The organism is Nonomuraea sp. NPDC048916, from assembly GCF_040649575.1.
In the GTDB taxonomy this organism is placed as follows: domain Bacteria; phylum Actinomycetota; class Actinomycetes; order Streptosporangiales; family Streptosporangiaceae; genus Nonomuraea.
This window is the reverse complement of record NZ_JBEZFS010000040.1, coordinates 56042-69361: the sequence shown is the minus strand read 5'-3', so window position 1 is coordinate 69361 and position 13320 is coordinate 56042. Positions and strand designations below refer to the sequence as shown.

Annotated in this window: 15 protein-coding genes; all 15 read right to left on the bottom strand. The window is 68.7% G+C overall.

What is annotated here, in order from left to right; genetic code table 11:
• On the bottom strand, nt 1-276 hold a 276-nt coding region (locus AB0C16_RS32845), incomplete at its 3' end, for a hypothetical protein (protein WP_357688693.1).
• A 228-nt stretch (nt 277-504) separates the two neighbouring features.
• A complete protein-coding gene (locus AB0C16_RS32840) occupies nt 505-1359 on the bottom strand; it encodes a 3-hydroxyacyl-CoA dehydrogenase family protein (RefSeq protein ID WP_357688692.1) in 855 nt (284 codons plus the stop codon).
• Between the two features lie 2 nt (nt 1360-1361).
• Nucleotides 1362-2555 (bottom strand): thiolase family protein, encoded by a 1194-nt coding sequence (locus AB0C16_RS32835; RefSeq protein WP_357688690.1) that lies wholly within the window; start codon nt 2553-2555, stop codon nt 1362-1364.
• A 69-nt stretch (nt 2556-2624) separates the two neighbouring features.
• A complete protein-coding gene (locus tag AB0C16_RS32830) occupies nt 2625-3608 on the bottom strand; it encodes an NADPH:quinone oxidoreductase family protein (RefSeq protein ID WP_357688688.1) in 984 nt (327 codons plus the stop codon).
• Nucleotides 3609-3634: 26 nt separating this feature from the next.
• Nucleotides 3635-4768: a CaiB/BaiF CoA-transferase family protein gene (locus AB0C16_RS32825; protein ID WP_357688686.1), complete on the bottom strand. Its 1134-nt coding sequence runs from the start codon at nt 4766-4768 to the stop codon at nt 3635-3637.
• Nucleotides 4765-5820, bottom strand: a complete 1056-nt coding sequence (locus AB0C16_RS32820; protein WP_357688684.1) for an acyl-CoA dehydrogenase family protein — start codon at nt 5818-5820, stop codon at nt 4765-4767. The genes AB0C16_RS32825 and AB0C16_RS32820 overlap by 4 nt, the downstream gene beginning before the upstream one ends.
• The gene (locus AB0C16_RS32815) at nt 5817-6602 is read right to left on the bottom strand and encodes an enoyl-CoA hydratase-related protein (RefSeq protein ID WP_357688682.1); all 786 of its coding nucleotides are present in this window, start codon (nt 6600-6602) and stop codon (nt 5817-5819) included. Before AB0C16_RS32815 ends, AB0C16_RS32820 begins: the two co-directional genes overlap by 4 nt.
• The gene (locus AB0C16_RS32810) at nt 6599-7468 is read right to left on the bottom strand and encodes a 3-hydroxyacyl-CoA dehydrogenase family protein (RefSeq protein WP_357688680.1); all 870 of its coding nucleotides are present in this window, start codon (nt 7466-7468) and stop codon (nt 6599-6601) included. Before AB0C16_RS32810 ends, AB0C16_RS32815 begins: the two co-directional genes overlap by 4 nt.
• A gap of 12 nt (nt 7469-7480) precedes the next feature.
• A complete protein-coding gene (locus AB0C16_RS32805) occupies nt 7481-8359 on the bottom strand; it encodes a 3-hydroxyacyl-CoA dehydrogenase family protein (RefSeq protein WP_357688679.1) in 879 nt (292 codons plus the stop codon).
• Nucleotides 8360-8388: 29 nt separating this feature from the next.
• Nucleotides 8389-9141, bottom strand: coding sequence for a glucose 1-dehydrogenase (locus AB0C16_RS32800; RefSeq protein WP_357688677.1), 753 nt, complete (start codon nt 9139-9141; stop codon nt 8389-8391).
• Nucleotides 9138-10361, bottom strand: a complete 1224-nt coding sequence (locus AB0C16_RS32795) for an acyl-CoA dehydrogenase family protein (RefSeq protein WP_357688675.1) — start codon at nt 10359-10361, stop codon at nt 9138-9140. Before AB0C16_RS32795 ends, AB0C16_RS32800 begins: the two co-directional genes overlap by 4 nt.
• Nucleotides 10358-11170, bottom strand: a complete 813-nt coding sequence (locus AB0C16_RS32790) for an enoyl-CoA hydratase-related protein (RefSeq protein ID WP_357688673.1) — start codon at nt 11168-11170, stop codon at nt 10358-10360. The genes AB0C16_RS32795 and AB0C16_RS32790 overlap by 4 nt, the downstream gene beginning before the upstream one ends.
• Nucleotides 11167-12387: a CoA transferase gene (locus AB0C16_RS32785; protein WP_357688671.1), complete on the bottom strand. Its 1221-nt coding sequence runs from the start codon at nt 12385-12387 to the stop codon at nt 11167-11169. Before AB0C16_RS32785 ends, AB0C16_RS32790 begins: the two co-directional genes overlap by 4 nt.
• A 90-nt stretch (nt 12388-12477) precedes the next feature.
• A complete protein-coding gene (locus AB0C16_RS32780; RefSeq protein WP_357688669.1) occupies nt 12478-12870 on the bottom strand; it encodes a MaoC family dehydratase in 393 nt (130 codons plus the stop codon).
• Nucleotides 12863-13309 (bottom strand): hypothetical protein, encoded by a 447-nt coding sequence (locus tag AB0C16_RS32775; RefSeq protein WP_357688667.1) that lies wholly within the window; start codon nt 13307-13309, stop codon nt 12863-12865. The genes AB0C16_RS32780 and AB0C16_RS32775 overlap by 8 nt, the downstream gene beginning before the upstream one ends.
• Nucleotides 13310-13320 lie beyond the last annotated feature (11 nt).

Below are 13320 nucleotides of genomic sequence, written 5' to 3'. Positions count from 1 at the left end.
GTCGCGGAACGACAAGGACATGGTCCCCGAGAAGTCCTCGATGGGACTGATCTCTTCGAAGATCTCCTCAAGGCCCGACTGGGTCGGGACGTCCTTGCGCCCGGCCTGGCGAGCCGCCTCTACCCGGCCCTTCCACTTCTCGTTGCCGAGCAGCCAGTCGAAAGACTCGGTCTGCAGGGCGAGAAGGTCAGGAACTTCGAGGGGCTCCTGGATACGCGAAAAAGAGACGCGACGGGGACCGGCGGGTACGGCGGAAGCGTTGCGCGAGGCTGCCAACAGATGTCCTTCGGGAGGGCACGGATGGAATCGAACTGCGCGCACGCCAAACGCCCCGGCAAAATCCGGGGCGTCGAGAGGCAGCGCGAAGCAGCAGCATAACGCAAATTGCAAACGTATGTCCACGTTTACTATAGGTGTCAACCTCGGTGCCGCCTTCAGAATGCCATAGCCGGGTGCACTCGTCAACTTTTACGGAGATCACCGGTGTGGCGGCGGAGCCGGGGCTCACCAGTTGTAGAAACCCTTGCCCGTCTTGCGCCCGAGGTGTCCTGCGGCAACCAGCTCGCGCAGGATGCTGGGAGGTTCGAAGCGATCTCCCAGTTCGCGAGCAAGGTGTTCGGCGATGGCGAGTCGGACGTCGAGCCCGACGACGTCGGTCGTTTTCAAGGGACCCAGGGGGTGCTTGTAGCCGAGCGTCATGGCTGTGTCGATGTCGTCTGCCGACGCGACTCCCTCCTCCAGCATCCGCATCGCCTCCAGGGCCAGGGCCACCCCCAGTCGGCTGCTGGCAAACCCTGGCGAGTCGCTCACCGTGATCGCGGTCTTACCGAGGGCGGTCACCCAGGTTTGCGCCTCCGCAACGAGGTCCGGTGAGGTCTTGGCGCCGACGACGACCTCCACCAACTCGCTGGCCGGCACAGGGTTGAAGAAATGCAGACCGACGAAGCGCTCCGGTCGGACCAGGTTTCGAGCGAGATCGTCGATCGACAGGCTGGAGGTGTTGGTAGCGAGCACGGCATCCGTCGCGACGTCTTCCACATCGCGCAGCACTCGCCGCTTGAGGTCGGGGTCCTCTGGGACTGCCTCGATCACCAGGGCACACGCCTGCAGCTGGGCGTGGTTCGTGGTGACGATCAGCCTCGAGAGGAGCTCGGCCGCGGGCGCAGGGAGCTTCCCCCGTCGCTCGGCGTTCGCCACACTCTTCTCCACGCGGTCGCGGGCGGCCTGGACGGTGTCATCGGAGGTTTCGATGATCCGCACTCTGGCGCCGGCCAGCAGGAACGCGTGTGCGATGCCTGCGCCCATGCGTCCGCCTCCGTACACCCCCACCGTCGACGGAGCGCTGTTGGACTGTGTCATGATCACTCTCCTGTGCTGGTGACGTTTTCCAGTACGACGGCGAGGGCCTGTCCTACGCCGATGCAGATGGCTGCGACGCCCCAGCGCTCCCCTTCGGAGGCAAGGCGTCGAGCAAGCGTGCCGAGAAGGCGTGCGCCCGAGGCCCCAAGCGGGTGCCCGATCGCGATCGCCCCGCCCTTGGTGTTGACGATGTCGGGGTCGATCTTCCAGGCGTCGATGCAAGCCAGTGACTGCACGGCGAAGGCCTCGTTGAGCTCGACCGCGCCGACATCGGACCAGTTGATCCCCGCCCTCGCCAAGGCGATATTGGCCGCTTCGACCGGTGCGAATCCGAAGTCCTGGGGGTTCAGCGCATGGACTCCCCGGCCGGCGAAGCGGGCCACCGGGTCGGAACCGATGAGCGAGCTGGCTCCCTCCGACCCGATGACCAGGGCGGCCGCCCCGTCGCTGAGAGGGGATGCGTTGCCTGCCGTGATGGACCCGTCGGGTCGAAACGAGGGTCTTAGCCCGGCCAACGTCTCGGGGGATGAGTCAGATCTGATGCCTTCGTCCTTGCGCAGCCCGGTGTTCTCGACCGGAACGACCAGATCGTCGTAGAACCCGGATTCCCAGGCGGCGTGGGCGAGCTGGTGCGAGCGCGCCGCGAACTCGTCTTGCCGCTGACGGGAGATGGCATACCTATCAGCCAGCTGCTCGTTGCACTCACCTAGGGAGGCCGTCCACTCCTTCGGCATACGTTCGTTGACCAGCCGCCACCCCAACGTCGTGGAGACGGCGCTGACATCACCCGCGGGATAACCGCGCTTGGGCTTGGGGAGCACCCACGGCGCCCGTGTCATCGACTCGACACCGCCGGCCACGACGACCTCAGCATCACGCGCCTCAACCGTCCGGGACGCCGTCATCGCCGCGTCCAACGACGAGCCGCAGAGCCGGTTCACCGTTGAGCCGGGCACCGACGTGGGCAGCCCGGCGAGTAGCACCGCCATGCGCGCGACGTTGCGGTTGTCTTCGCCGGCGCCGTTGGCGTTGCCGTAGATCACATCGCCGATCAGTGCGGGGTCCAGCGCCGGCACCAGGTCGAGTACCCCCGTGAGCGCGGTCGTGGCCAGGTCGTCGGGACGCACCTCGGCGAGGGCGCCGCCGAAACGGCCGAACGGCGTACGGACGGCGGCATAGAGAAACGAGGCGGTCACCCGTGGAGTCCTTTCATGGTGCGAGGCGGCGGCCACGCGGATCGTGGTGGCTGGATCGGTGGGTGAGGCTCAGCCCAGGCCCGTCGTCAACACGACCTTGCCTTTGACCCGACCGTCCTTGACGTACTGCAGGGCGTCGCCGGCCTTCCGGAGCGGGAACGTCGTGTCGACCGCCGCGTTGACCTTCCCGTCAACGAACATCTGGAAGACCTCGGCCATGGCCGAGCGCATCAGCTCCGGCATCCGGTCGCGGTAGTCACTGCTCTGGAGTCCTACGATGCTGATGCTCTTGACCAGGATGTGTCCCGGCTTGATGGGGTTCTGACCGCCCGAGGCGAATCCGACGATGACGATGCGGCCTTCCCAGGCGGTCGCTCGGATGATCTGGGTGAGGAAGTCACCGCCGAGCATCTCGAGGACCACGTCGACGCCCTTGCCGCCGGTGGCCGCCAACAGGTCATCGCGCAGCGTTTCCGGGGTGGAGGTGAGCACGACGTCCGCACCCTGCTGGCGGGCCAGCTCCGCCTTCGCGGCATCCTGGGCCAGCGCGATCACCCGCGCGCCGTACGCCTTGGCGAGCTGGACGCCGGCAGAGCCGACGCCTCCTCCCGCGCCGGTGACCAGAACGGTCTCCCCCGGCTTCAGCCGGCCGCGGCGCAGCAGCCCGAAGTAGGCCGTGGAGTAGACGAGGCCAGAGGCGGCCGCCGACTCGTAGGACATGGCGTCGGGCAACTCCATGACCAGTTCCTCGGGGACGCGCAGTTGCTCGGCGTAGCCGCCGAACTCGACCAGCGCCAGGACGCGCTGACCGACCCGGAGCCGCTCGACGCCCTCCCCGACCGCCTTGACGCGTCCTGCCGCTTCCTTGCCGGGACTGAATGGCCGCTCCGGCAGATTCTGGTAGGTGCCCTCGACGACGAGAATGTCGGGGAAGTTGACGCTGACCGCACCGACCTCGATCACGACCTCGCCCGGGCCCGGCACCAGGTCGGGCACATCTTCGACGACGAGGCTGGACGGGGGGCCGAACTCCTTGACGAGTGCAGCACGCATGGATGTCTCCTTCGGTTGATCGGGCGTCAGGACCAGGGCGATTCGTCGCCCAGATCGGCGAGTGCGGGGTACGGCACGGTGCCGGGTCCTTGACGTAGCGTCGGCGAGATGGGGCTGGGGAGGGTTCCGAACGAGTCCTGTGTTCCAGGTGCGGACACACGCTCGGGCGCGTCGATGTCGACGAGATTCGCCTGGACCGCCTCGTCCCACGTCGCGACGACGACGGTGCACACGTCCTCACCGTCGAGTACGGACCGCCAGTGATCGGCAGGCTCGGAGGCGAACCGTTCGGCCAGCGCACTGATCACGGCCTGCTCCTGACCGTGGTCGTCGTGGAACTTCGGGTCGAGCTCCACCAGCTCGACCAGTCGGCTCCAGAACTTCTGCTCCAACGCCGCGCAGGCGACATGACGGTGGTCCGCGGTCTCGTACACCTGGTAGCGCGGGCTGCCGCCGGTGAGGAGTTCGGCGCCGGGGCGAGGCCAGCCTCCGCCGGCTTGATGGGTGGCGAAGTAGCCGTACGCGAGAACCTGCAGGTTGTGGGTGATCGAGACCTGCAGGTGGACCGAGTCGCCGGTGACGTCTCGCTGTCGCAGGGCCAGCAGGATGTTGACGACCGCGGGGTAGGTGCCGCCGGCGATGTCGGCGAGCACGGTCACGGGCAGGCTGGGTGAGCCGGTGCTGTCGGTGGCCACCCCGAGCAGGCCGGACTCGGCGAGATAGTTCAGGTCGTGGCCGGCGCGGGTGGCCCGTGGACCCGTCGGCCCGTACCCGCTGATGGAGCAGTAGATGACATCGGGGTTGACGGCACGCACGTGCTGGTACCCCAAGCCAAGCCGGTCGGCGACGCCCGGCCGAAACTGCTCGAGCACGACGTCGGCCTCGGCGGCTAGTTCGAGCACCCGGTCTCGCTGGGCGGGGTCCTTGAAGTCCGTGACGTATGCCCGCTTCCCACGGTTGAGTACCGCATAGTTGGCACTCGCTTCGCCGAAGCGCGGCTCGTAGGTGCGCATCTCGTCCCCGCGGCCCGGCCGTTCGAGCTTGACGACGTCGGCGCCCGCGTCGGCCAGCATCAAGGTCGCGAGGGGCCCGGGCAGCAGGGTGGACAGGTCCAGGACCTTCACGCCGTGCAGGGGGAGCTGCGGCTGCGAGCCGGTCACGACGCCTCGCCCTCACGGAGCGGACCCAAGCCGACGAGCGTCCGGGCGGCGAGGGCGGCGGCAGCCTGGGTGTCTGTCGCCGCGCGAAGCGAGACCGCGTCTCGCAGGTAGCGTTCGGCGGGGTACTCGGTCAGGTAGCCGTAGCCGCCATGAGACTGCAGAGCCGCGGCGGCCACCTCGATCGCGGCGTCGCAGGCGTGGCGCGTAGCGGCCAACGTCTGCACTGAGCCCTCATCCGCGGCGAGCGCGGCCGCCAGCGCTACCGCGGTCCGCATGGCCTGGTCGAGCAGCGACTGCCGCACGGTCGGCAAGCCGGTGAGGGGGCCGCCGAACTGGTGGCGGCCGGCGGCGTAGGCGGCCGCGGCGTCAGCGGCGGCCCCGGCGATTCCGGCGGCGACCGCCGCGGCACCTCGGCGCAGTCGTGTCCGTGCCGCGGCGACGTCGACATCGGTCAATCGGCGAACCGCATCTGCGGGCACGGTGTCCTTGAGCCGCACCGATCGTGTCAGGGCGCCGCCCAGCCCGGTCCGGTCGAGCGGTCGAGCGGTCATCGCCTCCGGTCCGACCAGCACCGCGGTGTCGTCGTCACCCAGCAGCAGCAGGTAGGGGGCCTCGGCGGCTGGGTCGATTCGGTCCACCGAACCGTTGAGCGCCCCGACGGACCAGACCAGTCGCACCTGCCGCGACGTCGCGTCCACGACGGCGACCGCCGCGGCGGCTGTGTGCACAGCGGCGACCACGTCGGAGAACCGGTCGTCGCCGCTCAGGACGTCGACTGCCGCATGTGCCTGGGTGGCCGCCCAGCCGAGGGCCGGCCAAGCGCGTCCCAGTCGCTCCATCGCCACAGCGGTGGTGACGCGGCCGGCTCCCCCGCCGCCGTGCCGCTCGTCGGTACCGACGGTCCAGATGCCCAGCTCGGCGAGCTCGGTCGCGAGCCCGCTGACGACCTCGGCGTCGTCGGACAACACCACGTCGCGATCGATGGCGAAGGCGTCCAGCATGGCCGCCAGGTCGCGCTGCTCCTCGTCAAGGGCGGGGCCGAGCCAGCTCACGACCAGAAGCTTTCGGTTTTGGGTTCGCGACGCTCGCTGAACGAGTCGTTGAGCTCGTGGGCCTCGCGGGTCTGCAGGTAGAGGGTCAGCTGCTGGTCATGGGCCATCCGCGCCTGGCCGGAAACGCCATTGTGACGAGCCGAGAATGCGGCCTTGAGACCGGCGATGGCCATCGGACTGCGGGAGGTGATTTCGCGCATCACCGTGGCGACCCGGTCACGGAACCCGTCGACGGGCACGACCTCGTTGACCAGACCCATCGCCAGTGCCTGCGCAGCGGAGTACTTACGGTTGAGGTACCACATCTCCTTGGCGCGCTTGCGGCCGATGGTGTCCTCCAGGTACCAGGACCCGTAACCGGCGTCGAAGCTGCCCACCATGGGCCCGACCTGCCGGAAGACCGCGTTCTCCGAGGCGATCGTGAGGTCGCACACCGTGTGGAGCACGTTGCCGCCGCCGACCGCGAACCCGTTCACGGCAGCCACCACAGGCTTGGGGATGGTGTCGATCGCCTGGTAGACGTCGACGATCGGCAAGACCTGCGACTGGTCCAGAGACGTGATCGGATCGTGCTCACCTCCGATGCAGAAGAACTTCTCCCCTGCCCCGGTAAGGACTGCGGCGCGCAGCTTGGGGTCGAGGCGGAACCGCTGGAGCGCGTCGAACAGCTCCAGACAGGTCTGGTGGCGCAGTTTGTTCCCCGCGTGCGGCCGGTTGATGGTGATCGTGAGAACCGGGCCGTCGCGGTCGATGAGGAGGTCGTCGTAGTTCGGTGGGTTCATCGGGTGTTCTTCTCTCCGGTGCGGAAACCTTTGCCGTTCTTGGTGCCGAGGTGGCCGGCGTCAACCATCTGCCGCAGCAGCGGGGGCGGTGCGTAGCGGTCGTCCGAAGTGGCGGCGTACGCGTTCTCGGTGGCGTGCAGGTGCACGTCGAGGCCGATCATGTCGAGCATCTCGAGCGGGCCGGACTTGTACCCCAGCCCCAGCTTGAGCGCTAGGTCGATGTCCTCGGCGGTGGCGAGCCCGTCGTCGTACTCCTGGATGACGTCGTTGAGGTACGGAAGAAGCAGCGCGTTGATCAGAAACCCGGGGCGGTCCTTCACGACGATGGGCTGCTTGCCGTCCAAGCTGTCCACGAGCGTGACGAGCCGGGCGACGAGGTCTTGGTCCGTCTGCAGGGCGCGAACCACCTCAACGGTGCGCATCACCGGCGCCGGGTTGAAGAAGTGCAGCCCGGCGACACGCGCGGGGTTGGGCAGGGAGGCCGCGAGTGCGGTCACCGACAGCGCCGACGTGTTGGTCACGATCGGGGTCTCGTCGCCGACGACGGCGGCGACGGCGGCGAGGACCTCGCGCTTGACCTCCGGGTTCTCGGTCACGGACTCGATGACGAGGTCGACGTCGGCCAGGTCGCTCAGCGACGTGCTGGTGGTGATGCGGGCAAGTGTGGCCCGCTTCTCGTCGTCACTCACCTTGCCGCGGGCCACGCCACCGTCGAGGAAGGCGCCGACGGCGGCGATGCCCGCTTCGGCTCGTGTCTGGTCGGCCTCCACGGCGACAACGTCGCGGCCGGATGCGGCGAGCACCTGGGCGATGCCGCTGCCCATGGTTCCCAGACCGACCACTCCGATCCTGTGGAACTGATTCATCGTCTGCCTCCTTCAGGATCCGAAGAGCCGGGTGTTGTCGTACTCGTAGAAGCCGCGACCGGTCTTGCGGCCGAGGTCGCCTGCTGCGACCATCCGCTCGACCATCGGCGGCGGGAAGAAACGCGGGTCGCGCAGTTGCTCGTACAGCCGCGTCGCGACCTGCTGGTGGATGTCGAGGCCGACGATGTCGAGCAGCCGGAAGGGCCCCATGGGGTGGCCGACGGCGCCGAGCACCGCGGCGTCGATGTCCTCCTTGGTGGCCACGCCCGCCTCAAGCGCCCGGATGCACGAGTTCTCCCACGGGATCAGGAACCGGTTGACGATGAACCCCGGACTGTCCTTGGTGACGACGCTGACCTTGCCGAGGGAGCCGAGGAACTCCTCGGTCGCCTTGTGCGCCCAGCCTGCGGTGTGCCGTCCGTCGGCCACCTCGACGAGTTTCATCAGCGGCGCCGGGTTGCAGTAGTGCGTGCCGACGACCCGTTCCGGCAGGCGTGACCCGGACGCGATGCCGGTGACCGACAGCGTCGAGGTGTTGGTGTGGAACAGCGTTGTCTTCGACACGATCTCGTCGAGGCGGCCGAACAGGTCCTTCTTCACCTGCAGGTCTTCGAAGACCGCCTCGACCACCACATCGCAGGGCGCCAGGTCGGCGAGGTCGGTGCTGCCCACGAGGGCGTCCTTGGCCGTCTGGCCTGCTGTGGCGTCCAGCTTGCCGAGCTGGACGCTCTTGTCGAAAAAGCCGTGCACGGTTTCGATGCCGCGCTTGAGGTTGTTCTCGTTGACGTCGAAGAGGATGGTCCGGTGCCCGGCTCGCGCCATCACGATGGCTATGCCGGAGCCCATGGTGCCGGCGCCGAGCACGGCGACGGTCTTGCTCTCGTTCCTCACGGGGTCTCCTTGCTTGGGCTGTGGCGTGGTCATCGGACGCTCTGGCCACCGTCGATGACGATGACCTCTCCGGTCATGAAGTCCGAGGCGCTGCCGGCCAGCAGCAGCAGCCACGGCTTGAGCTCCTCGGGCTCGCCCATGCGACGTGCCGGGATGGCTCGTGTGACCTTCGCCAGGGCGTCGGCGTCCTCGCGCATCTCGGCGTTGAGCGGGGTGGCGAAGTATCCTGGCGCGATCGCGTTGACCTGCACTCCCGAGCGCGCCCACTCGATCGCCATCGAGCGGGTGAACCCGATGACGGCCGCCTTGGAGGCCGAGTAGGCCGCATGATTGGCGACGCCTTGGAGCGCGAAGTTGGAGGCGATGTTGATGACCTTGCCTGCTCCCTGGGCCACCAGGTGGCGGCCGGCCGCCCGCGTGGCGAGAAAGGTGCCGCGCAGGTTGGTCGCCACGACGCGGTCCCACTCGGCGGCCGACTGGTCGAGCAACGGCGTGGACGCGACGATCCCGGAGTTGTTGACGAGCACGTCGACGCGCCCGAAGGTCTCCACGGTCGCCGCAACCATCCGCTCCACTGCCGCCTCGTCGGTGATGTCCGCCGGGCAGGCGAGCGCCTGACCGCCGGCCTCTCGGGCTTCCTCGACGAACGCGTCAAGCTCCGAAGCGGTGCGCGCCGCGACCGTCACCGAGGCTCCGGCGTCGACGAGCGCTGCCGCCATCGACCGGCCGAGCCCGCGACCAGCCCCCGTGACGATGGCGACTTTGCCCTGCAGGTCGGTCATGCCAGTCCTTCCATCGCGCGGGTGATCTCGCGGCCGATCAGAATCCGCTGGATCTCATTCGTGCCGTCGTAGATCTGGGTCACCTTGGCGTCGCGCAGGCAGCGTTCGACGCCCAGGGCTGCGAGGTCGCCGTAAGGACCCAGGATTCGGGTGGCCTCGACCGCCGCGGCGAAACCCAGGTCGGTGCACGACTGCTTCATCATCCCGATCTGCCCGGTCGAGATGTCACCGGCGGCGTCCACCTGGCGGGCCACCGCGTGCAGGAGCAGCCTGCCTTGCAGGATGCGGCCGCGCAGGTCGGCCAGCGCGAAGATGTGCTCGTCCGGCAGGCGTGTCCCGTGCATCCGGGTCAAGGTGGCCAGAGTCCGCGCGTAGGCCGCTCGGGCCAACCCGACGCCCTGCGCTGCCGCGCTGATCCGCGACTTCACGACCGAGTTCATGACCACGCGCCAGCCTTCGCCTTCCTGACCCAGGCGGTGGTCGGCCGGCACGAGCACGTCGTCGAAGAAGAGCTCGGCGGTGCTGGAGCCGTGCATGCCCATCTTGTCGAACGGCTGGCCTGGGCGGACACCGTCCCAACCGCCGTCGACGACAAAGGCGCTGACGCCGCCGCGACCGAGGGCCTTGTCGGTGGTCGCGAAGCAGATGATCACGCCGGCCCTGTCACCGGTGGTGATGAAGGTCTTGGACCCGTTGAGCCGGTAGCCGTCCTTGATGGGTTGGGCAGTGGTGCGCAGGCTGGACACGTCGCTGCCGGCATTCGGTTCGGTGATGCCCAGCGACCCGTACACCGATCCGTCGAGCAGGCCGGGAATGTACCGCCGTGCCAGGTCGTCGCTTCCGGCGATCATGATGGGGTACGCCGCATGGGTCTGCGTCATGAACACCAGCGACGTGGCGGCGCAGCCGGCGGTGATCTCCTCCATGGCGATGGCATAGGCGACGTTGGTGTCCCCGGTTCCACCCAGGCTCGCCGGGAAGATCAGACCCATCAGACCCGCCTGTGCGAGCGCTTGGACGCTGTCGTGGGCGAAGGCGTGGGCGCGGTCGAGGTCGTGGGCTCGCGGTGCTACCTCGCGGGAGACGACGTCTCGCGTGAGGGCGCGCACATCCGTCTCCCTACCGGTCAGTCCTGCGTCGACGACGGGTTCGTCGAGCAGCTGGTGGAGGGCCAGGTAGGCCTTCGGGTCGCTGTCGATGTCGAGTCGCTCCACGCTCATGCGGACTCCCCGGGCACGGGTGCGGGGTCGGCGAATCGGGGCGGTCGTCGCTCGAGGAAGGCAGTGATCCCTTCGTCGGACTCGGCGCCCGCGACGGCGAGTGCTGCCAGGCCGGTCTCCAGCTGGAGTCCGGCGTCGAGCCCGGCGTCTCGGCCCGCCTCGAGGGCGGTGAGGATGGAGCGGACGGCGACCGGTCCCTGGGCGGCGATCTTCTCCGCCAGCGCCGACGCGGTGGCCATGAGGTCGGCGGGGGCGACAGGGGGCACCGGGGTGAGCCCAAGCTGGTGGGCGCGCTGTGCGTCCAGTCGCGCTCCGGTGAGCATGAGATGCGCGGCTGTGGGGGCGCCGACCGCGCGGGGCAGGCGCTGAGTGCCGCCGTAACCGGGGATCAGGCCGAGCCCCGACTCGGGCAGCCCGAGGGATGCCTGGGTCGACACGACCGGGAATGTCGAGGCGAGCACGAGCTCGAAGCCGCCGCCGAGTGCGACGCCGTTGACCGCTGCGATCACGGGTACAGCCGCCCGCTCGATGTCCCGCAGGACCCGCTGTCCGGTGCGAAGCGTCTCGTGGGCGCGGTCCGCGCTCATGCCGGCGAGTTCCTTGAGATCGGCACCGGCGCAAAATGCCTTCTCGCCGCTTCCGGTGACGACGACGGCGCGGACCGCGGGGTCGGCGTCGGCGTCGAGGACCGCGGCATGCAGCCGGGACAGGACCTCGGCGTTGAGCGCGTTGTACGCCTCGGGCCGGTTGATGGTCACGATCGTGACCGAGCCGGCCCGCTCGACGAGGACGGTCACAGGTGGGGTCATGATGCGATCTCCGCTGCCGCCAGACCGACGACGCCCGCTGCCGCGAGCTCGTCGATCTGCTCCTCCGTGTATCCCAGATCCAGCAAAGTCGTCCGGGTGTCCGCCCCCAGGTCGGGGAACCGCTCGTTGCGCGGCGTCTCTTGCGAGGCCAGTCGGAACGGACTGCGAACGCTGACGAGGTCGTCCTGGAACCCCGGGACAGGAAGGATCGCGCCGCGTGCCACGACCTGGGGATCCTTTGTGACCTCGGAGAGGGTCTGCACCAAAGCAGCCGGCACCTCAACGGCGGCGAGAAGCCGGAGCCACTCCGCTGCGGGCCTCGTGGCGAGTCGTCGTGCCACCGACTCGGTGATTCGGGAGCGGTCGGCACGGCGGCCCGCATTGTCCGACAACCCCGGGTCCGTACCCAGCTCAGGAAGTCCGATGGCGGTGCAGAACCGCTGCCACATGGAGTCATTGCCGATGGCGATCACAATGGTCCGGTCGGCGGCCTCGAAGGGCTGATACACGGCCAGGACCGAATCGGTGCCGCCGCTGGGCGCCGGCTCCGGCTCGCCGGCGCAGAACGCGGCGACACGCGGCGCCATCAGGGCGAGGTCGGTGTCGAGCAAGGACACGTCGATGACTTCGCCCTGCCCGGTGCGGCACTGACGGACCAATGCCGCGTTGACGGCGATTGCCGCAGCCATCCCCGTCGCCACGTCGGAAAGCGCGGTCGAGACGCGCTGGGGGACCCCGCCTTTCTCCCCGGTCACGGACATCAGTCCGGACCGCGCCTGGGCGACGAGGTCATATCCGGGCAGGTCGCTGTCGGGACCGGTGAGGCCGAACCCGGACATGGCGCAGTACACCAGTCGCGGGTTGCGGCGCCGGAGGGTCTCGCCGTCGATTCCGATGCGGTTGAGCTTGGCGGGATTCATGTTCTGCAAGAAGACGTCCGCGGTATCGAGCAACCGCAGGAGCGCCTCGCGCCCCTCGGGCGCGCTGAGGTTGAGGACGACCGACTGCTTGTTGCGATTGGCGGAGGCGAACCACGCCGAGACCCCGTCGACGAACGGCGGGCCCCAGGACCGAGTGTCGTCCCCGCTGCCGGGGCGCTCCACCTTGATCACTGTGGCTCCGAGGTCGGCAAGGTACATCGCGGCGGTAGGGCCAGCATACGAGGTGGTCATATCGACCACGCGTACGCCGGCGAGCGGCCCCGACGGCTCGTCCACAGATCCACTACTAGTGTCCAACGAAATCACCTACTAATAATGTTGGACATTTGCTGATTGGTCAACATCGTCTGCCTGTCTCCACCAAGCTCAGGGTGCGTCGTGCGACCCGGCCGGCGTCAGAACGGCGACCCCGGACAGGACCGAGCGGTCCGACTGGCGGGCCTCGACTCGCACGGACTCCTGGGTGTCGCCGCGCTCGAACCGCACCTGGATGGGCGCTCCTGGGAGCATCGGCGCCTGGAACCGGCATTCGAATGAGGCGAGGCGGCCGCCGTGGCCGGCCGCGTGGCGCCCGAGATAGGTGGCCACGTATCCATAGACGTACATGCCGTGGAGGATCACGCCGGGCAGGCCGACGCGGCTTGCCACTGCCTCATCGAGGTGCACGGCGCTGCGGTCCCCCGAGACCTGCGCGTAGTCGCGGGGCACGCCGGCCGCCGGCTCCCACATGAGAGGGGCGGGCACAGGGACCTCACCCATGACGCAGAGCCTGGGTGCTGGTGCCGCGCAGACACATCTGGCCGTCTTCGGTGAGGGACTCGGTCTCCACATCGAAGAAGACGGCGCGTGCACCTTCCTTGACGCGGCCGATCCAGGCTCGGGTCTCGATCGAGGCGCCTACGGTGATGGGCGCGTGCCATGTCAAGGATTGCGCCGCATGGACGTTGTGATCGAACGGCAGGTCCAGGCGGTGATCGTGCAGGACGCCGAGTACGGCGCGCATCGTGAGAGCGGCGGCCAGGCCGGGCACCACGTCCTGGGTGTCGGTGAAGCCTTCCCCCCTGCGGTCGCCTACGCCGGGCCGGCCGGCTGGAACGTCGCTGAGACGGGCGTGGCCGAATGCGCCGGCCGGCTCGATGACTTCGAGGGTCCGCCACAGTTCCTGCCGCTCATGCAGCGCGGCAAGCCGGGCGAGCACTGGAGCGGGGT